This window comes from Dyadobacter sp. HNCC25DJ185 (assembly GCF_056895195.1).
Genome location: NZ_JBXHAR010000019.1, coordinates 1 through 21,476, shown reverse-complemented (window position 1 = coordinate 21,476; position 21,476 = coordinate 1). Strand labels below are relative to the sequence as shown.

Annotated in this window: 16 protein-coding genes and 1 pseudogene; 9 read left to right on the top strand and 8 right to left on the bottom strand. The window is 41.7% G+C overall.

What is annotated here, in order from left to right:
* Positions 1 to 198 precede the first annotated feature (198 nt).
* Positions 199 to 564 carry a helix-turn-helix domain-containing protein gene (locus AC1XUF_RS31590; RefSeq protein ID WP_483345877.1) on the bottom strand — a complete coding sequence of 122 codons (366 nt, stop codon included), beginning with the start codon at positions 562 to 564 and terminating at the stop codon, positions 199 to 201.
* Between the two features lie 137 nt (positions 565 to 701).
* Here AC1XUF_RS31590 and AC1XUF_RS31585 point away from each other — a divergent pair.
* From AC1XUF_RS31585 to AC1XUF_RS31570, 4 genes and pseudogenes are all read left to right on the top strand, one after another.
* A pseudogene (locus AC1XUF_RS31585) lies at positions 702 to 839 on the top strand (helix-turn-helix domain-containing protein); the annotation flags it as partial.
* 884 nt (positions 840 to 1,723) lie between these two features.
* Positions 1,724 to 2,335, top strand: coding sequence for a hypothetical protein (locus tag AC1XUF_RS31580; protein ID WP_483345876.1), 612 nt, complete (start codon positions 1,724 to 1,726; stop codon positions 2,333 to 2,335).
* A 639-nt stretch (positions 2,336 to 2,974) separates the two neighbouring features.
* Entirely contained in the window at positions 2,975 to 3,166 is a 192-nt protein-coding gene (locus tag AC1XUF_RS31575; RefSeq protein ID WP_483345875.1) for a hypothetical protein, read from the top strand.
* Positions 3,167 to 3,220: 54 nt separating this feature from the next.
* Positions 3,221 to 3,550 (top strand): hypothetical protein, encoded by a 330-nt coding sequence (locus AC1XUF_RS31570; RefSeq protein WP_483345874.1) that lies wholly within the window; start codon positions 3,221 to 3,223, stop codon positions 3,548 to 3,550.
* Positions 3,551 to 3,939: 389 nt separating this feature from the next.
* Here the strand turns inward: AC1XUF_RS31570 and AC1XUF_RS31565 are convergent, their stop codons facing one another.
* Positions 3,940 to 4,515 (bottom strand): hypothetical protein, encoded by a 576-nt coding sequence (locus AC1XUF_RS31565; RefSeq protein ID WP_483345873.1) that lies wholly within the window; start codon positions 4,513 to 4,515, stop codon positions 3,940 to 3,942.
* Positions 4,516 to 4,960: 445 nt separating this feature from the next.
* On the opposite strand from AC1XUF_RS31565, the gene AC1XUF_RS31560 reads away from it, so the two are divergent.
* Positions 4,961 to 5,608: a Crp/Fnr family transcriptional regulator gene (locus tag AC1XUF_RS31560; RefSeq protein ID WP_483345872.1), complete on the top strand. Its 648-nt coding sequence runs from the start codon at positions 4,961 to 4,963 to the stop codon at positions 5,606 to 5,608.
* A 119-nt stretch (positions 5,609 to 5,727) separates the two neighbouring features.
* Here AC1XUF_RS31560 and AC1XUF_RS31555 read toward each other — a convergent pair whose 3' ends face one another.
* On the bottom strand, positions 5,728 to 6,102 hold the full coding sequence (locus AC1XUF_RS31555; RefSeq protein ID WP_483345871.1) for a hypothetical protein: 375 nt from the start codon (positions 6,100 to 6,102) through the stop codon (positions 5,728 to 5,730).
* Between the two features lie 623 nt (positions 6,103 to 6,725).
* Here AC1XUF_RS31555 and AC1XUF_RS31550 point away from each other — a divergent pair.
* Both AC1XUF_RS31550 and AC1XUF_RS31545 read left to right on the top strand, forming a co-directional pair.
* On the top strand, positions 6,726 to 8,903 hold the full coding sequence (locus tag AC1XUF_RS31550) for a T9SS type A sorting domain-containing protein (RefSeq protein WP_483345870.1): 2,178 nt from the start codon (positions 6,726 to 6,728) through the stop codon (positions 8,901 to 8,903).
* Positions 8,904 to 9,496: 593 nt separating this feature from the next.
* Complete coding sequence (locus tag AC1XUF_RS31545; RefSeq protein WP_483345869.1) at positions 9,497 to 9,829, top strand: DUF1016 N-terminal domain-containing protein; 333 nt, start codon at positions 9,497 to 9,499, stop codon at positions 9,827 to 9,829.
* On the opposite strand, the gene AC1XUF_RS31540 is transcribed toward AC1XUF_RS31545, so the two are convergent.
* From AC1XUF_RS31540 to AC1XUF_RS31530, 3 genes are read right to left on the bottom strand one after another with little or no spacing between them, the layout of a single operon-like run.
* Positions 9,769 to 10,797, bottom strand: coding sequence for an RES family NAD+ phosphorylase (locus tag AC1XUF_RS31540; protein ID WP_483345868.1), 1,029 nt, complete (start codon positions 10,795 to 10,797; stop codon positions 9,769 to 9,771). The genes AC1XUF_RS31545 and AC1XUF_RS31540 overlap by 61 nt on opposite strands.
* 59 nt (positions 10,798 to 10,856) lie before the next feature.
* Positions 10,857 to 11,795, bottom strand: a complete 939-nt coding sequence (locus AC1XUF_RS31535; RefSeq protein WP_483345867.1) for a sce7725 family protein — start codon at positions 11,793 to 11,795, stop codon at positions 10,857 to 10,859.
* Between the two features lie 9 nt (positions 11,796 to 11,804).
* Positions 11,805 to 12,689 (bottom strand): sce7726 family protein, encoded by an 885-nt coding sequence (locus tag AC1XUF_RS31530; RefSeq protein WP_483345866.1) that lies wholly within the window; start codon positions 12,687 to 12,689, stop codon positions 11,805 to 11,807.
* Between the two features lie 721 nt (positions 12,690 to 13,410).
* Here AC1XUF_RS31530 and AC1XUF_RS31525 point away from each other — a divergent pair.
* Positions 13,411 to 15,789 carry an ABC transporter permease gene (locus tag AC1XUF_RS31525; RefSeq protein WP_483345865.1) on the top strand — a complete coding sequence of 793 codons (2,379 nt, stop codon included), beginning with the start codon at positions 13,411 to 13,413 and terminating at the stop codon, positions 15,787 to 15,789.
* A gap of 723 nt (positions 15,790 to 16,512) precedes the next feature.
* On the opposite strand, the gene AC1XUF_RS31520 is transcribed toward AC1XUF_RS31525, so the two are convergent.
* Entirely contained in the window at positions 16,513 to 18,126 is a 1,614-nt protein-coding gene (locus AC1XUF_RS31520; protein ID WP_483345864.1) for a hypothetical protein, read from the bottom strand.
* A gap of 1,291 nt (positions 18,127 to 19,417) precedes the next feature.
* Here AC1XUF_RS31520 and AC1XUF_RS31515 point away from each other — a divergent pair.
* Complete coding sequence (locus AC1XUF_RS31515) at positions 19,418 to 20,503, top strand: hypothetical protein (RefSeq protein WP_483345863.1); 1,086 nt, start codon at positions 19,418 to 19,420, stop codon at positions 20,501 to 20,503.
* Between the two features lie 408 nt (positions 20,504 to 20,911).
* Here AC1XUF_RS31515 and AC1XUF_RS31510 read toward each other — a convergent pair.
* A partial coding sequence (locus AC1XUF_RS31510; protein ID WP_483345862.1) for a hypothetical protein occupies positions 20,912 to 21,476 on the bottom strand: 565 nt, incomplete at its 5' end.

The window sequence follows — 21,476 nt, the reverse complement described above, 5'->3', positions numbered from 1 at the left end:
GATTCAAAAGTAATATTTTGTCGTTTGCCGGAAGACAATGTTGCCACAGACAAGATAGATCAGATAAACTGATTGCGCAATTCAGACTCAGCTACCTTTTTTATTATCTGATTTCGCTCAGCCAGAAAAGCCCTCATATAATTTTCAAGAATAAGCTTGTTGAAGAGTCTCCCAACCAGACCGGAGGCCGCCCAGAAATCAGTCCTTCGATGGCTTGTGAGATTTTCCGAGCAGCTCCAAATCTTGCAGTTTCCTGCCCAGCTCGTCATCTGAGGCCAGTTTTAAAAAATCTTCATGCATATCCAACACCCGTAAAACGTTAAAATAGGCCCCTATGGAAACATTAGGATGTCTCTTTTCAATATGGTATAGAGTAGTACGATCAATTCCAGCCCGTTCAGAGACCTGAATGGTGGTAAGCTTCCGCCGCTTGCGAGCTAATTTTATGTTTTCACCCAGTTGTTCCAAGATTTTCTGAAACCTAGGCAGTAACACTTGCTTTTTAGTTTGCATAATGTTGTTTATTACCAACAAAATATAAATAATGTTGATAATAATCAACATTATTTGCGGGCCTATGTGTTGGATTCGATTTATTGGATTAACTAATAATCGGATATCGCATAGCCAACACAATCAAATTTATACCAGATAAAATATGACATAATTCGTTATAATTATACCATAAAGGGTATAATTACATGTCTAGTTTCTCAGTATTTTTAAAAGAAAGGCGCAAGAAGGTTGGATTGACGCAGGAGGAACTTGCTTCTAAGGCTGGCGTTGGTTTGCGTTTTATCCGGGATCTTGAGCACGGTAAGAAAACGCTTCGACTTGACTAGATCAATCAGGTTTTGGTATTGTTTGGTAAAGAAGTGGGAGTGGTTGATTCTAAATCATAAAGCTGGCCGACATACTACTCATAAAACTTATGAAATTGAAACGGAAAGCGGCCCCCATCACGGTTACAAGAAGCGAATTTTACAAAAATAGACGAGGGCGATAGAGTTACTTTAATGCGATCCATTATTACTAACTCTGTCTAAAAAATACACTTATCCAAAGGCGGACATGTCTATACATTTAGCATAGGATTTTTAAGAGCGGGATCAGGAATTATTGTTGTGCCAATGCTAATCATATGTATAATAGTAATTCTATCTGCAAATAAGAGATTGGCTATCAGTGGAAAACGTCAGCATCTGTCTTTCTTCTGGTTGACTGGATTGTTGGTGATTATAGGTTTTTATTTAGTCCTCGATTCTCTTTTTAAATAATCTAGAATTGAAAGTACGGTTGCAGACATTTATCCGCATACATGAATTCAGAAATTACACGCCAAAGACAGTGGGGATTGGGAGCAGGAAAATATCAGTGAAGCCGAGTTTCGGGAATTTCTAAATGCGAAAATCGATTCGGTTAACTTCCAGCGAATCAAGGATGATGTTCGGAGATATATTCCAAATGCCAGTGTTGCAGATATTTGGAGTCCGCAGTATAATCATGATCTTGTGTCGAAACTGAAAGTCGACTTCGGCTTGTATAGTTAAATGAAGCCAACTCGCAGTTAAGCGCGAATCTCACAGCCCTAAAGCCCGTCACATAATTGTTTCGGCAAAGAGAAGATTAGTCTCAAAGCTTTTTATTATATACAAGTTATTTATATATTTGACCAGAACGCATCGTGCACTTCCGATTCCAATTACCAACTAGAAACCGACTTATGCACTGGTCACAAAAAAATAAAATTTCGGGTGTGTTCTTCTTCGCGGGGATATTATGGGTATTCTCTAACTGTTCGGACCACAAAACCACAGATAAATGGGACGACGCCACCATCGATGCTACTCTCCCCAAAGATCAGGTTTACAAACAACTTGACAAGGAAAAGGAAATATTTTCAGCACTCGAGGATCGAGATTCACTCGCAAGAAGGACAAGCAATGTTTCGTACTTTTCTGGCAAACGAATTGACCTTAGTGACACGCATTACACAAAGTATAACAATTGTAGGGGCTACTTTTTTAAGTCAGATACATTGTCAATCAACATTGGAATTGGTAACGGCTTCACCGGACATGGCTTTATCATTAGGTATAAAGACCGCAAATTTTACACGCAAGCGTATGTTTTCACAGATAATATCATTGAAGGGGAACCAGAGCCGACACACATGATCGTTTATCAAAAACTAACCTTGGATAAGACGAATTACTCTGTTGGAGATAGTCTTTTTGGAAAAATAGAATTCAAATCCATTGAAACGGATAATCAAGGCGAGAGGACTGAGCATTTTGGAAAGGGTAGTTTTAGAACGAGAGTGTCCAAGTTCTAGTATATGCTTGCAGCTTTCAAAGGCCCGCGAAATTTTGTACCTGTACCCTAGCAACATCGCAGTTGCCACCGCCCAAAAACAGGCATTTTCCAAACTTTGAACACCCAAAAATACCCGAAAACTCACTCAAAACCAGCGAAAATCCAGACCTAACCATCTCAATTTTCGCAGAAATAATTATATATAACAAATATACTGCTGTACTATATGTATAAAAAATAGTGAATCTTTCATGTAGTTAACCTCAGATATAGGAGATAAAACCTTGATGAGATCCGATTAACGGAAAGGTTCGAGACCCGTCTCCCTCCCAAACATGAAGGTCCGGATTTTCAGGGCATTTTTTGTGTCTTGTTGAGACTCGTCTCTCTTCGTGCAGCGGCGGCCGTTCAAAGTAGTTTAATCAGCAGAATTTCTTTGATAACCGTTATACTACATACGCCATCGCAAGACCTGCTTTTTTATGCAAAAATATACTTTGTCCTGATCATAAGCTTTATACTTGCCGTATCGTGTAAAAGGAAATCGGATCCAGGGCCTGGGCCAATTGTGGTGGGACGTGAAGGAGATACTTGCCGAATCAGCAAGGTTTCATATGGTCCATTTCAAAATTTGGTATATGGGTATACAGGCGGAAGGGTGAATAAAATAATACTTAAAATTGATGGCAATGAATATACAGGTGTACTTGAATATGACGCCGACGGAAAACTAACAAAAGTTAGAGGCATTCATGTGGACACGCAATACGAATATGACAGCGAAGGGAGGCTTTTCAAAGAAAACCGGACATTGCATAATGAAGGGGTATACACTTTGATCTCGCATTGAGAAGCCAGGATTTTTGAGTATAACGAAAAGGACCAGGTGGTTAAATGCTCATATGTGGAAGGCCGCGGTACGGACTACAACTGGTTCTATGTCAAAAAGGGGGAAGTCTACAAATATGAAACGTATTCTTACGATTTTCAGGATTGTGTGGAAAAGCTGGAATCCTATGAGCGAACACCTCGATCAACTACCTTCGACAGAACGGTTGAGCATGTTTACCAGTATGATAAAATGATCAATCCTTTTTACGGACATCCGGGTATTTATGATATCAAAACATATTTCGGAGCAGATTCAGGGAATGGAGTCATTACATTTTCAAGACATAATGTCGTGAAGGTAATAGCTAATCAGAAAAGTGAAAATAGCAGTTATACATTATAGCTCCACAAAGTACCCCGTGTCTGTTCAAAATGTCGGCTGGCAGGAGAATACTTTCCCTGACCTAAATTTGGAGTATGTAAATTGCAAATAATTTGTGGTGGTATTTGTATTTAGGAAAACGGCCTGAACTCGTTAGGATTGAGCTGTTTCCTTTACTACTTGATTTCTTTTAGCAAAAAATTTTCTCATATACTTTTCTAGTAGATACAAAACAAAAAGTGACCACTGCAAATCCACCGGGCAACCTAGGCGCTCTTTACCCCGGCTAGGCGCCCCCGGCTATAGCCGCTCCTTAAACTGCCTTATGGATTGCAGCCAAGGGGGTAAACCCCGTCATTTTTTGCTTCGAGTTTGAATAGGCGATTACGCTCGGGTAAATTCAATTGAGATTAAAACCTTGCACTTACACCAAAATTGACTATTCCTTTGTATCCGTAACCCATTTCTGCAAAACCTCCGAATTTCTTACCAAACCTGATCCCAATTGGAGTCAGTTGAGTTGTTGGCCAGCCATAAGTTTTGATTGCATTTGGAATTCGTTGATCCTTCGTCCTCACCAGCAATATCCCCAAGCCTGTGACAGCATAAAGCTGAACAAATGATTTGTCAACATATGTGAATTTTGTTTCGAAGGCTGTGACAAAGCTTGAATGTTTATAGAAGCTTTTCGAGTCCGAATAATAAGTCCTGTATGTCGTATGGGTGGAAAAGCCAGACGTCAGGCCAATGGCAATCCGGCGACGTCCCTGGTAGTGATATGTGATGGTATAAGAGTTCGAAAAATCCCATTTGGGAATTTGATTAAAAGATGACCGGAGCGAATGTTCGACTAAATCATCTAGTACCTGTTCCCTTGCATACGGTCCGTAACCGACTTGAATTTCGTATTTCGGGATAGTCTGGGCAGAAGCTGAATGATTTCCTGTAAAATATAGAAAGCCAAAAGACATGAGTATAAAAATCATTCGTTGCATAATGTAAGTGTCAGATGTTAAAATTGAATTTGTATTAATTCGCTACCTCAAACAGTATATGTTGTAATTAGTTGACATAAGTCGCTGGTCAAAGCGCTTGCCTTTTGAAATGGAGGATTTCCATACATGTAGTAACCGAGTGACTACACCGTCCTTATCGGTTTCGGTGCAATTTTTTTTCGGGATGCATGCCGCCAACTCAAAGAAAATAATTGGATAAAGTATCCGATACATTCTAGCGTAGATCTGAATAACGGACTTTATACGATATATTCTTTTTGTACAACACAAAGTAACTTAAAGGATATTTATGCATAACTTGTCTTACGACACGGATGTAACTTGTTCTACAACATAGATTCATCTTGTCGTGCGACAAGATTTTGATGACACTATTGTTATAGCGACTTAAAAGCATAAGCCTAACTTTTGATTTATGAAACCCGCAGACGACACGAAGCCATTGCAGCGGATATTAAACGCTTCCAGCTTTATTCTATCCGATCAGGTAAAGGAGCGTTTTAAGGATAGTATGAAACGTTTCATGATTCCAAAAGGAAGAGTCCTGGTAGACGTAGGCCAAGTGAGTAAATGCCTTTATTTCATCGAAAAAGGAGCGATGCGGACTTACTATCTGAGAGGATCGGAAGATATTACGTCACTTCTTGTTTCTGATGGAGATATTGTTTGTATTGCAGAGAGCTTCCTCATGCAAAAAGAATCAAATGATGTTTTGGAGACATTGGAAGACACTACCGGAATCTCGATTTCCTACGATGCATACCGCAAACTGGTATCCGAGGATGCTTATATGGCGGGCTTGGCTGTGCAATTGCTGGAACAACACCTGATCAACTTCACCGATCGGGTAAAAGTCTTTAAATATCTTTCCGTAGAGCAAAGAATTGCACATTACATCAGCCAGCCTTCATCCTTGTTCAGAAGGATTCCCGATCACTACATCGCAACATACCTTGGAACAACCGCAGCCACTTTCAGCAGGTGTTTGAAAACAATTAGTATGGATAAAAGCGTTGTCAGCCGCGTGTCGAGCTTTGGTATTCTGCTTGCGACTTTTGCATAGCAGTTGCTGTTGCACGATAGTTTATATCTGATCAGGTTAACTGATAGGTCTAAAAATTCGCAATAATTCATCATAAGAGCTGGCAAGAGGTTAGGACGACTCGGTCTTTAATAGATGCTTTATGCCTGGTCTACCTGCTCACCCAAGTAAAACTCGCAATCACTATATTTTTCGAGAAGATCCGAAAACGAAGGAAAGTCACGCCGGATGTAAGACCCAGTCATGTGGTCATAACTTTCGAACAATAGTTCTCCTTCTAAAAAAAGACGTTGATGAACGATTTTGTCATAAATTTCGAACTCATTGATTTTCTTGATCACATCTTCGCGGTTACTTCCACTGATTTCGATATCCCAACCATTGCCGCTATAAGGAATTTGGTACTCTGAGAAAACTTCTGGAATCCGCTCCCATGAATCTTCTGTGATATGCCAAATAGAGCCTGGTGGCGTGTTGGTAATAATGTCAGTTAACAGATCCTTCTCGGTGAGCATATGTTGTAGCTTTGTCCTAACGGAAATATAAGACTAGGTCATTGCCCTTCAAAGAGGCACGAAAATTTTGTAACTTCGCTCAGCAAAATCGCAGTAACCACCGCCAAAAACCACAGGCAGTTTCCAAACTTTGAACACCAAAAACCACCCGAAAACGCACTCAAAAATCAGCGAAAATCACCACTCAAACACCTCAATTTTCGCTAAAAGAATTATACATAACAAATATACTGTTGTACTATATGTATAAAGAATAGTGAGTCTTTCGTGTAGTTCACCTCAAATACAGGAGACAAAACTTTGATTACGAGCCGATTAAAGGCAAAGTTCGAGACCCGTCTCCCTCCGCGCGGCTGCCGCCCAGGTCTTTAAAAGGTCCCTTTCGGGGCCTTTTTTGTGTCCACACTCAATCGGTTACACCGCCAGAGTCTCCCGCTGCAAATCAAATTCCCCCCAAGTTCACCTTTTGTATACCTCCTATTTGAAGGTTGTCGACCTTTTGTGTACCCCCTAAAATTGTTGCCGGCATTGATCGGCCCTAGGTTTGCATTGCCTTCCGGAACAGACATTTCAGTTTGTGTTCCCTAAGAGCAGTTCAGCCATTATTTCAATATCTATTAGTCATGAAAAAACTCATTACCACCAGATCATTCCATTATTTCATTCACACACTGACATTCGTTTTTTTATTACTAAAATTATTCACTGCGGATGCTCAAACTCAGTGGACAGCATTAACCATAAGTCCGGAGCAACAGCTTAATGACGTGGCATTCGGAGCGGGCAAATATGTTGCAGTGGGAGAAAATAACATTGTCCGCACTTCAACAGACGGCGCAACCTGGAAAACGGTACAGTCAGGCCTGGCCGTTGGCGGCACTTTATACAGTGTTGTTTTCGGCAACAACCTGTTTGTTGCAGTCGGCAGTTCGGGCCTGATCGCCACTTCGACGGACGGGATTTCGTGGAACCAAAAATTGATGGGCACCACCCAGAAATTCAAGGGTATCGCTTACGGTTACGGAACATTCGTAATCGTAGGCACAGCAGGCGCACTACTGACATCACCGGACGGCCAAAACTGGACAAAACGGCACAATGGCCTGGATAATCTGAACGATGTTGCTTATGTGGATTACAGTTTTATTGCTGTGGGACCTAATGGATTGATCAAAACAGCTTCTGCATACGGCATAGACTGGTCCGTAAAAAGCTCAGGCACGAATAATGAGTTGCGGGCAGTAGCGGGTCGCCCTAACGGAAGTTCTGTGATCGTGGGTGACAAGGGAACTATTTTGTATTCAAAGGAAGGTAAATACTGGAATGCCATTCCAAACCAGGACAAAACGTTGTCGCTGAGCGGTGTCGAATGCAATCCGTCGAATGGTCGGTTTGTGGCTGTTTGCTCCAACAAAAATGTGGCACTGGTGTCTCCCACCGGGGAATACTGGAATGATGCGCCGAAGCCGACTGGATCGGCCTGGTATTTCAACCGCGTCCGCTATTTTCAAAATTCATTTCTGGCTGTCGGAGGTATGGGAACGTTCCGTTCATCGAATACCAACGGCTATACGTGGTCTTCACAAACCACTAATTTCAGGACGATGCAGCTTACCGGGGCGGCCTATGGAAACGGTACTTTTGTAGCAGTAGGAAGTGTGCCTCTGGATAATGGAGCGACGGGGCTGGGACAAACCAACCTCGCCATTGCCTCCGCAGATGGAAATAACTTTACGGTCGGGCAAACGGTAAAGCTGGTCGGTGGCACAAAATCCATTCATGACGTTGCTTTCGGAAATGGTTTGTTTGTAGCCGTAGGGGACGATGCTTTGATCCAGACTTCGGAGGATGGGAAAGACTGGACCTATCGCCAGGTCGAGTTTGGGCAAAATCTCATCGGCGTCACGTTCGGCGATGGCAGATTCGTGGCAGTCGGGCTCCATGGCCTTATTCTGTGGTCTTACGATGGAAAGACCTGGAAGAAATCAACTAATAAGCAGCTTTACTCTATCAATACCGTGGCTTATGGAAACGGACTATTCGTGCTCGTCGGACAGTACGGTCTTATTGGCACGTCGCCGGATGGCAGTAACTGGTCATATCGTTACAGTGGTACCACAAACCATCTAAATGGTGTGGCGTTTGGCCACCAGCAATGGATTGTGGCCGGACAAAACAACACCATCCTCACCTCTCCAAACGGCATGAAGTGGACACCGCTAACCCCCTCAATGAATATAGGCCAGACCGACTTTACAGATGTCATTTTCCACAACCATTTTGTATTTACCGGAACCCATGGTAAGATTTTAAGATATATACCAAATACATGGTGGTCAAATCCTGCATCAAACACCTATAAACACCTGAATACCATTACCTATGGCAATGGCCTGTATTTAGCCGCCGGAAATTCCGGAGCTTTGGTTAAATCTGTTGACAACGTTTTCCATCCTGACACTCCGGGTTCGCCAACCCAGGAAGCTTTGTTCAGGGTAGGTGGTACGGACATGGATGAAAATGCGATCGAAGACGAAACCGCGAAACCTGCATTCAGCGCTACTACTTATCCTAACCCGGTCGATGATCAGTTTTCCGTTAACATTGAAGGCGCCGGGGGAGAAAAAGTGAGGCTGCAGTTACTGGACCTCTCTGGCCGCACGATCATGGATAAAGTGGTGACCGCCGAAACAGGTACCTATCATGAAACCATCCCGATGGCTCAGAGACAAACCGGAATGTACCTCCTGCGGGTCAGCACCGCCGCGCAAACGCAAAGTTTGAAGATACTGAAACGATGATACAGAAAATCTGCCTGCGATTGCGTCAGCGGAGCGCCGACATCTAATGTGTGACGCGCATCATTCGTTGCGTTGACTGAATTTGCATTCGAGTCGATTCCTCCTTCATTCGTTAAAGTTTGCATATGACCATGAAAAGAGTGAGAAAAGTGGAGAGGTCACCGCAAACTTTAACGAATGAAACACATCGGTCAGGTTTCGGGACTTGCACCCGTATGCCCCTCCAAGGCCATTTTGGCCTGACATTTAAAAATGGTTTCATAAAAATTTATTAAAGTTTGCGGGGCAAATATAGGGGAAATTTTGGATGGGTGGGTGAGCGAATCATTGTTACCAGAATTGCGAAAACCATTGAAAATAATCTTGCATTGAGAAATCCATAATAACTTTGATGTAGACCTAAATTCAGAATTCGTCTCTACCGAAGGATAATTTCGCAAATTATTCTGCGGGCAACGTTCTAAATTGAATGCACATAATTGACCTGAAACAATGAGTAACCCAGGAGCGCCCGACAGACAGCAAACGTTCAATGAACTATTAATCCATATCCAGCGGCGAGACAGAAAGCCTTTTCCCAAATCAATACATTATTGATTGATTTGTACTGGTTGGTCGGCAAAACCATTAGTCATAAAGTGCAAAGCGAGGCTTGGGGCAAAGGTGTTGTCACAGAACTATCGCGCTACATTGCTGAAAATGCTCCTGATATTAAAGGTTTTAGCGATAAAATCCTCTGGCGGATGAAGCAGTTTTATGAGACTTACCACGAAAACGAAAAACTCTCATCACTGGTGAGAGAATTACCGTGGACGCATAATAACGTCATATTTTCGCGTTGCAAAAGCAATGAAGAACGTGAATATTACATCAAACTGGTTTCGGTTGCCGGCTCCCAAGTGTACTGTAATTTGTTAACCCGGTAATATTGTGTAGTCGTACAAGTCAGCTTATGGTCGTTGAAAACAGCCAGATTAAATCCTGATGGGTTCATTGCGCTTCTGTATTCCACCGCATCAAATCCAATCGACTTTATAAATTCACACAAAAACTGTGTCGGAAGATAATCTAGGTCACTATCCTGCTTTCTAACTGGCTTAGATAGCTCAGATCCTAATTTTAGCAAATATGGTTTAACCCTTATGAATTCATCAATCGTAAAACCCTTATTTTCTATTTCAAAAGGACCATATTCATCGACATTTTTTAGGCTTACCACACTTACCGGTGCATTAGTGACAAAATCTCCGAGGGTAATGGTTTCATGTAGACTTATTCTTGTTTCATACAGAGTTGTTTCTGGATCACTTGAAATGTATAGATAGGGAATACCAACAGGGTTTGCTCTGCCCGCACCTGTCTTTTCCATAGGTGGTTTCCCCATTTTATTAACTGGAAGCAATGTGTTCGAAATTCTGCCCCGGTAAAAAACGGTGCCAGTTAAATATGTCTTGTTGAGTCTTGCAAATACAGACTCTAGTGTATCTGTATCAATCTTTTCTGTCAAGAAAAATCGATTTGTGCTTTTTATCTCGCTAGCAAAAACATCCCACTTCAGACCTAATTCAAGAGCATCTTCATTGTAAATCGGGTTAAAATAAACCGGTTCCACAAATAGATTACCGCTATAATTTGCTGACTCTCTTGCTATACTCTGCAATAAAAGTTGACACTGTGCGATATTTAATAATTCCCTATTAAATAGATTTGGCCAGTATGATAGTAAATGATCGAAAAGCATAACCGGCTGGCCATGCGGATCACCAGGGTTAAAACTCGAAACCAATGCATATGTGGAGAGCAAGTTGTCAAACTTATCAGCAAGTTGACCCAAATGAATTAATGGGACGGCAGTCGAGTTCGAAAACTGACACAGTCCCGTGGTGGTCGACATAGAACCGACAAAGTCTTTTAAGGCTTGGTCAGTGAAACAATTAGCACTGCAAAACATGATTAAAGCAGAGATTGCACCAACTCGATGTGATGCATGATAGAGAGCTTTTTAATAATGCCCAAGCCGGGAAATGCTTGACGGTGGTAATAATCTTTAAACTGCCGAATGGCCAAAGAGTCGAATCGATGATGATCAACAAAATTTACCAACTTTGTTAATGCCTCGTAGAATTTACCCGCAGTATCTTCTATACCGTCATTGCTATTGGACAGAAAGTGATGAATTCTAATATCCTCGCTGTCAGGATCTTTATATGTAAGGTGTATTGCGACTGCATACGGAAGCATTCCTCCTTCGATATATTCCCCGCCAATTGTAAGATAGTCTGCGTAGCCCTTGTAATTCTCTTCTTTGAAATAATAGTAATCGTTTGAAAAATTCTCATCAGGGTAATGCTCGTAATCAGCATTTTTTTTCTGCTTTACGAATGGATCATTTAAATAAGACACAACCTCTTTTTTGTATTTTCTTTTCAGTCCAAAAATGTGATTGATTTGAATAAAAATATTTTGTGCCGATGTATTATTGACGAGCTCTGCAAGTTGCGCCGTCGAAGATATTTGGTTCAATTGAACTACGCTGTATCCCGATTGGTCATAACCATTTCCAGCGATTGTCAATTTTAAGAAACCAAAATCTTTTTCACTATTAATTAAAAAGGTAGGGACTATGTTCCTAAACCCTTGGGCTTGAAGTCTAGAAATGAAATCTAAAATTTCAGAGCTTTTATTTTTTAGATCTCCATGTTCCGGGTTGACGATTAACTGAATTTGAATATTCAGTTTGTCTAGTGCAACTACAACTGTTGATATTCCTTTCAAATCCTTTTTTACCGGCTCAATGATAGGCGATATCTTCGCTGGATCCAAAGGTAGTTTCACCAGCTCTCTCAATGCCAGAAGTTCAAATTGTTTTCCACGAAGAAAGGGAAAGTACATAGGTAGGGTTTAAAGTTTACTGTTCAACCGCTTTATCAAAGTAAGGTAAGAATTAGAATCTAAATTATGATGATAACATGAAAATTTTATATAATCCGGCAAATCATCTGACAAAATCATCTCATTGGTGCTTTTGTTTATTCGCTTTTTTATGACCTCCAAATACCTTTTTTGAACTTCCTTCGGCTCACATAGTCTTAACAATTCTAAGCACGCGGTAAAAAGCATGACTGGAGACACATCAGGAATGTGGCCACAAGTCAGCATTGTCATCTCTAAATATTCCTGCTTGCGAAGCGATTTTAACATTGCGGCACAATCCAGCATACTTTCATTGATGACGGAGCTTCTATATAAATCTATTTTCCCTTCGTTTGAAAAGGAAAGTATTCCAACTTCTGGCCGTAATATCTGCTTGTATTTTTCAACTTCGCTACAATGCGTAATAAGATATACTTCCGAAAAAGCTTTGTAATAATCGGCAATTTGAGAGTTTAAGCGCTCTGGGGAATCTAATTCTGTCTTGATTTCAAATACCTTATTCGTACCGTTCACTAGAACAGCGTCAGCTTTGGACTTTCCGATTCTAAATTCATTCAGCAAGATTGTATCGTCCAGCGAATAATTTTTCAGAATAAAATCATTAAGCAGGGATGATTTGTAAAGGTATTCGTAGCGGTAACCATCTAATAAATGCTGGTAGGCATGCTGGATAAGATCTTTAACTGTTTCCGGTTTACTTGCTCCCATGCTTTCCCATGAAAGTAATTTTTTCATTCTCTTCACGTACGCTCCCGCCATATCGTTTGTTACCAATGACTTAAAGGCAGAGTTATTTATAAGCCTAGAAAGTGGCCTAGGATTCAATGTGTTATGCGGTCTTTGTGTTTCCATAAGTTTTTCAGTATCCCACAGCGGCAACTTATTACACACTACAAAACGAAAAAGTGATTTACACTACAAACCTAATGAAAAATCAGGTTGTAAAGTGACGCTTGCAAGATGTCCAGCAAGTCATCGTTCTAATTTTGGGCAGGATCGTGTTCAAAGACAGAATGGGTTACCTCCAGACTTGTTCTAAATGTGCATCGACTAAATTCTCGCCTCACCCAACCGCCATCTTCGCCATATCCTTCCAGATATAATGCGGAGCTGACTCGCGCAATTCTTAATTAATACTCATCGGTTTCGCTCCATAATGGTCGATATAATCCGCCAGGCCCAGGAAGACATAAGCAATCGTATTATTGAATTCATCATTGTTCTTCTCCCGCACAAAAAGAAGAATCGATTTCCGCGTTTGCTTTTGCTTTACATACGACAGCCCCTTGCCAGTTTCAGGCCGGGACGTTTTCTGAAATTGCCGGTGAAATAGCCTTTCACTGACGGCGTATCGTGGGGGTACTTTCGTCGGGATACCCGGCCAGATGATTTCTGCGGTTGTTGTAATTTGCTAACACCGAAGCCTATATATAAGTATATTAAATATTTTAGAATAAAAGCGGGTATTTCGCGTGAAAAGCTCCTTTTTGAAACTATGGCAGTCTGAAATAATGCATTAGCATACAATGTTTGGCTGTCGTGATTGCAACACGCAAATAGTCTCAAAAACGCTATGAATAAACTTCACTTCAACATTGCCTTGCGCAACTTTTTGAAAGGAAAATGGTATAACCTGCTCAATATCATAGGTCTGTCGCTGGGCTTGGCCACTTTCTGTTTCGTCTCACTTTATGTCGGCAACGAAACCAGCTATGACCAGTCAAACCCGAACATCGATCGGGTTTTTCTGGTTGAACGCGAATTGCCTAATGGGCCTTCGCAGTATACACCGGGCAGTTTGGCCGCGGCTATCAGGAACTCCTGCCCGGAAGTTGAGGAGACGGGAAGAATGAACACTGCTTTATTCCAGCTTCCCTTTTTTACGCCCTCCGGTAAATTCCTGGTCAAAAAATGGGTTGGCGCTGATTATTCCCTGGCCGGAATATTAGCGATCAAACCTTCGGGCTTTCAGCTCAACCCCGACCATGCTGAGCCTACTGTATTGCTTTCAAAACAGACAGCCAAAGTATTATTTCCAAAAGAAGGCGACATCCGTAACAAAACGGTCCATATGATGTCACGGTCGGGGATGCCGATGGTGATAGCGGGTACGGTCGAAGATGCGCCCGGCAATACCAATTTCCAATTCGACTGCATTGGATTTAGTCAGGATCTCACCCAAGGCAAGGATCAGAATTTCGCCAACCAGATTTATGAAACGTACGTGCTCGTAAAGCCCGGGACGGATATTGCGCGACTTTCCAAAAAGATCGACCGGATTTATAAAGATGCCGCGCTGGCCGACACCAGCCTGGTCGCCAAACAAGCCCTTATCCATTCCGATGCCCCAGCTATCTATCTCGATCCTTTGAAAAACCTGCATTTGAGGCCGCACTATGCTTCCAGTGGCAACGACCGGATCGTGAAAGGCCTTTCCATTTTGGCGATCATTATTTTGGTGGTAACCGGTGTCAATTTTACCAATTTATATGTTTCCCAGGCTGCCCGGCGGTCCAAGGAAGTGGGGATCAAGAAAGTCAGCGGCATTAACAAGCGGCAGATTATGCTCCAATTTTTAATGGAAATTTTCTTTCAATGTCTGCTCGCATTGATCGTCTCATTCGGGCTTGTATGCCTCGGCCTGCCGTATTTCAATCAGTTGCTGGATGTGCGGCTGTCACTTCTGAACTTGAATATAGACATAGCTGCGCAGCTGCTGCTTGCATTGGTGTCGCTCACCTTACTCTCCGGACTTTATCCTGCCATGGTGATGGCCAACTTCAAGCCTTCGGAAATACTGCGCGGCAACCAGCTCGAAAAAGGAACATTTTCCTGGAAAAAGGGCTTCATTCCTGTGCTTCAATTCACGTTTGCCATCGGTTTTGTGATCACGCTCATTATCATTAACCAGCAAATCAGCTTTATGAAATCCGACAATCCCGGCTTCGAAGCCCGGCAGGTTTTGTATGTGGATAACATGGGTATTTACAATGATCCGGCTACATTCGAATCGGTTAGTTCGCGGATCCATGCCATCCCCGGCGTCCGCAATGTGACGGTTGCCTCCAATGTGCCGGGCGGGATCATTCCCGCATCTTACGAATACATGGTCGGGAGCAAAGCCTATGCTTTGCAGACGGTTTCGGTTGGTTATCAATATTTCGAAACATTGAATATTGCGTTGAAGGAGGGAAAAGGCTTCACTTCTTCTTTCGGGGCGGATTCGGCCAGCGCGGTTATCAACCAGACTGCCGTAAAAGCGCTGGGCCTCAAAGAACCGATCGGCGCGGTGATTAAGGGCCGTACGGGGAATTACACCATTGTGGGTGTCGTTAGTGATGTCAAAGCATCCGGTTTTGAAACATTCGTTCAGCCTGCGATTTACCTGATGCATAACCCTTTTGGTTTACCCAAAACACAAATTATGGTAGGTGTTGAAAGCCGAGCGATGCGGCCGGTGCTGGCTGCATTGGGCCGTGAATGGGGCAGCATTAACAAACTGGATCCGGACAATTTCAACTATCATTTTCTGGATGAGTTATACGGAAAGCTTTTTTTGAAACAGGAGCAATTGCAGTCTGTGCTAACTTATTTCTCTATGTTGGCGGTGTGTATTGCCTCGCTGGGCTTTTTTGCTTCGGCAGCACAGGCGATCCATCTGCGGGTGAAGGAGATTGCTATCCGAAAAGTGTTTGGTGCAAAAGGTCGGCAGCTTATGGTTACATTGGGAAAGCCTTTTTTCTTCATTATGCTCATTGCCAACCTGTTTGCGTGGCCGGTTGCTTTCCTTGCCGCCACCAACTGGCTGAAAACTTTTGCCTACCGGATTGACATTTCGCTCATGCCTTTCGCCATCGCAACCGCCGTCTCGATTCTGATCGTCGCCGTCACCGTTTGTCTTCAAATCATTCAGGCCGTCAGGTTCAATCCGGCTGTGAAGTTGAAGGCTTAGGAGTGCATTTGATTTGTGCGGTGTCTGCCGGATGAAATTAACGCAAGAGGACCTGGCCACTAAGGCTTGCTTCGATCTTTGCTTTATAAGCGACCTAGAATAAGGTAAGAAAATACTTCGGCTAGACAAAGTCAATCAAGTGTTGGCATTATTTGGCAAGGAAGCTGGTGTGGTAGATCTCAAATCTTAATGCTATGGCTCTAGGCAAGCACTTGTTTACTACACAGACAATTTGCAGGGTTTTGAAAGAAAGTGATGGGGGATATACGTTTTAGTACAGTGACTCCTGTCTTCGGTCATCGGACGCTATGCCTGTGAGTTTGACCTTAGCCATGCAAAGCGATCCATTCGAAAGCCGGGCTTTATTCTTTTTCTTCGACGGGCTCGTGGCAATGGAACGTGGTTCAAACCTATTGGGAATTGGAGGTAAACGTTCGTTTGAGCCTAAACTAAATGAATTAAACTGCTTTTACAATTTTGTCCAAACATTTAGGGGGGCTAAGAGACCAGCTAAGATTATCAACAAAACAAAATTTGCTGTTTTCTGCGATAAGTTCCCAGCCCTTGATACCGTAATACTGGTCTCTTAGTATCTAATATGTTTTACGGATAATTACTTCTTCGTATAACAGGGCACCACTAACATCAGACCGACTAAATGCATATGTTATATTTTAATTCTTGTAAGCGCCTGGTAAAGAGCCGTTCGTAACATTTTCAAGATCAAATTATTTCGGGCTTAGCGTAAACCTGATGACTTCCTGTTTTTTTGACAAGTTTGAACCCTTCGGACTCAGGATTGCTAATAAATTGTTTATAAGCTGGATCTTTTGCAAAATATGAATTCATTTTGTCATTAATAATTACACAATTTATTTTGTATTCGTTAAGGCAAATATCAAAGTGTGCGGGTCTGATAATATCATAATAGCTAAAAGACCAATTTTGGCCTACAAATCGGTTATAGGAAAACGGTGCGTCCCCGCCAAGTACTGAAACATGCCCTTTCAACTTGCAACTCCTAAGCATTAAAGAAAATTCTTTTGATGGTAGTGGCTTGTTGCGAATGCTTTCTTTGTATTGAGGAATGTAAAGGAGTGTAATTACTAAAATACTGAATGCAACTACCGTATGCTCAGGCCATATGCTCTCAATTGCAGCAATTTTTTTATAAGATATACTATTACACAATAGTGAAAACAAGTATAAATAAAGAAAAAAATGATAAAGAATATAATGTGTCCTGGGATAAATGAAAAAGTTAGAAATATAAGTTGGAGCAAGAATCACTAAGAAAATGAATATGAAAAATAAATTCTCTCGGAATGTATCTTTTATGTTCCTATAAGTCTTGATATAATCTATTCGAAAAGCGACCCATAATCCCAAAAATAGCAAGGCGTATTTTCGAAAATGAAATTGGATATTATCAAAAATAATGCTTGCAAAATGAGTTGGAAGTATTTTTAGGTAGTTAATAATATTAAGCTTAATGTGCCATAGCACCAAACCTGGATCGCTAATGATGGCGTCTTTTATGGATACCAGCTTATGGCCGAAAGCAATTGTAGTAATCTCGTTAAAGTGATTCCACGGTGACAGATTAAGTTGGGGATTAGCCTGAATGTAATTAATAGAAAAGTGATGTTTAAAAGTCCAGAAGCTTCTATCTCGCTCTCCAATCGGCGTTCCTAAAAAGTATCCGGAGATTATGGCAATGGATATGATAATAATGATATATTTCAAATTTCTTTCACGGAGACTAACATATCCAGTTATCAGAGCTAAAAGAAAGAAGGCAATATATAGCTCGGGCCTGGCGTAGGAAGCCAGAAAAACAAACATACAGCATGAAAATAATTTATGGACAAGCTGTTTGCAACGAGTAAATGCTAAAAGACCCAGCAGCAAGAAGATAATCGCATAGTGCGTTAGCTTTGGTGTTACAGGATAATTCAGGCGGGAAAACATAAACATGATTGTAACAATAGCGGCAATCCAAATATTGATGTTTCGATCTCTAAGCAATAAATAAAATAGTATGAAGGGAATGGTTGAGGTTATGATATAGTTGATATAGAATGTTTTGATGGCATCATTTGTGAGAAGCTGTAAAAGTAATTGGAAGGTATAATAAAGCGGTCCATCATCAGCACCCCGGTATTTTCCCTGCAACAGCATCATACCGAAAGAAAAATATAAATCGTCATCATCTGAAATGATATCTAATCGGTTACTATAATTATAATTGATCAAAACAGCTGCTATCAATACCAGTAATAACGTGAGTGATTGAAATGAAAATAGCCGTTGTTTTAAGTTAAGCGAATTTATCATAACTAATATATTGTGGTTCAGGGTTTAATAGATTTAACTGACAGTTCTATTTGTCTATTTGTGCATGAGCTATCAGATTGATTGTAGATGATTATATCCAGATAATAGGTTTATTTGACGTTTATAAAAGTATGTCGTTACAAGAGTGGCCGTTAAATGAGTTATTCTTCGGCAATTTTGAATTATTCTTCGGTTTGAGTTCGATACATTAACTGTGATGGTTCACAACATTCACTACAGCCACCGACATTTTTGTTTTCTTCAAGAGTCATAATGTGGTCATCGAAGTATGTAAGAAGTTGGTAAATAAATGTTCTTTTTTTTCGCAGTTCCTCTCGCGATAACCGGGGTTGTGAGGAAAAATGAATCGCATCGGACATCTGAAGGTGTGAGCAGAGAAAAATGTGTTGGGTTTTAAAAGTAGTCAGGAAGTATCTCGGTTGCCGCGCACAGGTGCGGGATTGCCTGATCTACTTTAAAGCGGTAGCGATCTGCCGCACGGCTAAGGAGGCAGGGTGAAGAGCATTTCCCCGACCTTTCTGATCGCCCTGACCGGTCGGGAAGACAGAAGTTTAGTGCTCAGGATGAAATAATAGTGCTTACAATCCGCGATGAATTCAAATATGGGAAGCTAGGGTGCTGCGGGCAGCAATTTGTCGAGTCAGGACAAAGTAACCCGCAATTCCTATACGACAAACTTGTTCCTGAGGAACGTGTATAGTTAGACGTTTTCAAAATCAGGGCTGGTCAATATCAATAGACAGCATCGGATGATGGCATTCGACTTAAAGTACTCAAGCGCTATAAACGTCGGTGTGCCGCCAGTTCAGCCGATTTTGCAGACAAACTTATCGAAGAGCTCCATTACCCAGTGTAACGTGTTCAAGCAGAGAGAGGGAAAGTTCTTTGCAGTGGCATTTGAAACTGAAGAACCACTACACACTAACCATACGCAAAGTCACCGATATTTTAATTGGGTATAGTTGATTGGCCAGTAGCTGCCTGAATGGTGAAAATGTGGCTATAATTTCTTTGAATGTATAAAGGGTTGCACTGGAATTATTCAGGGGCGGCTTTCAATTATTTAATGGTCATATTGATGATTTTGAAGTGGACTGCCAACTATTTTTATACGCAAACTTTGATATATATGGCGCAATGTTAGCATTTTTCATGTGTTTGTGATGTATTTTCTAGCACGTTTTAAATGGGATACGAGGGGGTGTTTGCTTTTAATAAAAAAAGGCTATTATTTGCCTTGGTTTGGTGTTCATTACATATACATTAATATATGGATGCTCGAAAAGTTATATTTTCGGCTATTTTATGTTGTATTTTGCTTCTGTTTACAGAGCTTTTGTTTCGTACCACATTCTGCTTTTATGGGTATTCATTCACTAATCCGGGTGATTATATGTATTCGGGATTTTATCCGATTATTAAGGAAAAACTGGGAACGAAAAATGTCCGTAATGATGATGATGTTGATGACATTCTCATTCTAGGCGGTTCTGTTGTGAGTACGCCTTGGTCGCGCTTAGAGATGCGCCTTGATACAATTCTGAGAAGAAAGTACGGCAAAAAGAAGAAATTTGCTTTTTACAATGCCGCAGTTGCCGGACATACTTCGCTGGACAATTTAATTAAATATAGATTATTTGATCATAATCGCTTTGATTTAGTCATCTACTACGAAGCAATTAATGAGAATCGTGCTAATTGTATTCCTCCTGAGGATTTTCGTTTAGATTATAGTCATATAAAATGGTATAAGGATATCTATCGTCTTCAAAGTCATCCGGAAATCAATTATACAATCATCCCTTATGCTTGTGACATTTTGTGGAGTGCATTATGCGATGTATTATTTCAGCGTACTTATGCTAGTCGCGAGGAAGTGGCTCCGGAAATGGTAAAATATGGAAGCAACATTAAAACTGCGGTTGCTTACGAAAGGAATTTGAGTGGAATCATTTCCTTAGCGAAGGAGAGGGGTGATAAGTTGCTCCTATTAAAATATGCTTCGTATTTTCCGAAGAATATTGAGCTGACAGGAAAGAAAGAGGACTTGGCCCATTATGCCGGCTGCTATTTTGCCTGCTCGGTATCGATCTGGGGTGATGCGAAGAATGTTAAAAATGGGATTTTTATACATAACCGGATTTTAACCGATCTGGCTATGAAGAACCGGACTTATTATTTCGACATGGCAGCGAATTTGCCTCAGGAAGGCAAGTATTTTTGCGATGTATGTCATGTCAGTGAACTTGGAGCTCAAACCTTTGCTAACAAACTGGCAGGATACATCGCAGATGAAAAAATATTAGAGCAGCCACATCAGTATAAGGCTCACCAAAGAAGTCGCGGAAAGAGGTAATTGAAATGAACAGGATTACCTCGACTGTGCCAATGTCGATCCAGTAAGAACTCCGGTCAGTATATCAATGCCCTTACATCCGGCCTAAGGTTGAATTCAGTAAGTTCCCAGCCATCCGTGTCGTGCCTGTACTTCCAGCTTCCCGACAAAAAATTGGGATGGTATCTAATGCTGCCAATAAGCCGAAAGTCTCATTTGTCTCTTTAAACAGCCTGTTCACAACGATTTCCGGCGAAGCTTCTAAGGTATCGAGGTAACGTATAACTGCAAATGGACAAATCAAACGAATACAAAGACCATACGGTGACATCATCGCCGTCGCGCTCAGGGCATCAATGGAATCGGCGCACCTTTTGTCCGGCGCTGGCAAGGTCGCTACCTCGAAATGCGACAGTTCTGGATAGAGGCTTAATAAATACTTTTGGCCAAGCCCCGTATCCACGCCTCTGCCACTCCGGCATCGGTAAAAAAGTGCTCTCTCTCACTGCTGTACAACGATTCGTATTTCTCCATTTTTGTTGCATCCTGATGGCAATGCGCGGCGGCGATGCATTGAATATTTCTGGTCTTGGTGATGACCAACTTTTCGGCCTCCTCGGGAAACATTGCCACGTAGCCAACTTTCCAGCCGTAACGCACGAGCGTAGCCGGAACAATGTTGCGAAAGTATTTGTGCACATCCAGGTTCACCGCATTAAAACCATGCAGGTTTACGAAGATCTTGAAAACGCCCGAATCCGCCACCCGGTCCAGCGCAGCATACAGTGTTTGCTCCCAATGTAGCACATCCTGTTTTGTTACGTCGCCACTGATTTGTGTGATAATGAGCTGTTGATCAGCGTACCAGTCACTGCTGATGATCGTCTTACCCGGCATGTTATCTTGTGATTGATGGACCATTTTTGAGATGATAATCCGGGCAATGGTCTTTTTGTTCTGGTCGTCGACAGAATGCTGTGAATTGTCGACGAAA

Bases quoted from the DNA above. Each gene is read 5' to 3' on its own strand.
- AC1XUF_RS31560 (WP_483345872.1), top strand. From the start codon at position 4,961: ATGAAACCCGCAGACGACACGAAGCCATTGCAGCGGATATTAAACGCT.
- AC1XUF_RS31525 (WP_483345865.1), top strand. From the start codon at position 13,411: ATGAATAAACTTCACTTCAACATTGCCTTGCGCAACTTTTTGAAAGGA.
- AC1XUF_RS31535 (WP_483345867.1), bottom strand. From the start codon at position 11,795: ATGTACTTTCCCTTTCTTCGTGGAAAACAATTTGAACTTCTGGCATTG.
- AC1XUF_RS31520 (WP_483345864.1), bottom strand. From the start codon at position 18,126: ATGATAAATTCGCTTAACTTAAAACAACGGCTATTTTCATTTCAATCA.
- AC1XUF_RS31555 (WP_483345871.1), bottom strand. From the start codon at position 6,102: ATGCTCACCGAGAAGGATCTGTTAACTGACATTATTACCAACACGCCA.
- AC1XUF_RS31515 (WP_483345863.1), top strand. From the start codon at position 19,418: ATGGATGCTCGAAAAGTTATATTTTCGGCTATTTTATGTTGTATTTTG.
- AC1XUF_RS31530 (WP_483345866.1), bottom strand. From the start codon at position 12,689: ATGGAAACACAAAGACCGCATAACACATTGAATCCTAGGCCACTTTCT.
- AC1XUF_RS31540 (WP_483345868.1), bottom strand. From the start codon at position 10,797: ATGTCGACCACCACGGGACTGTGTCAGTTTTCGAACTCGACTGCCGTC.
- AC1XUF_RS31550 (WP_483345870.1), top strand. From the start codon at position 6,726: ATGAAAAAACTCATTACCACCAGATCATTCCATTATTTCATTCACACA.
- AC1XUF_RS31565 (WP_483345873.1), bottom strand. From the start codon at position 4,515: ATGATTTTTATACTCATGTCTTTTGGCTTTCTATATTTTACAGGAAAT.
- AC1XUF_RS31580 (WP_483345876.1), top strand. From the start codon at position 1,724: ATGCACTGGTCACAAAAAAATAAAATTTCGGGTGTGTTCTTCTTCGCG.
- AC1XUF_RS31590 (WP_483345877.1), bottom strand. From the start codon at position 564: ATGTTGATTATTATCAACATTATTTATATTTTGTTGGTAATAAACAAC.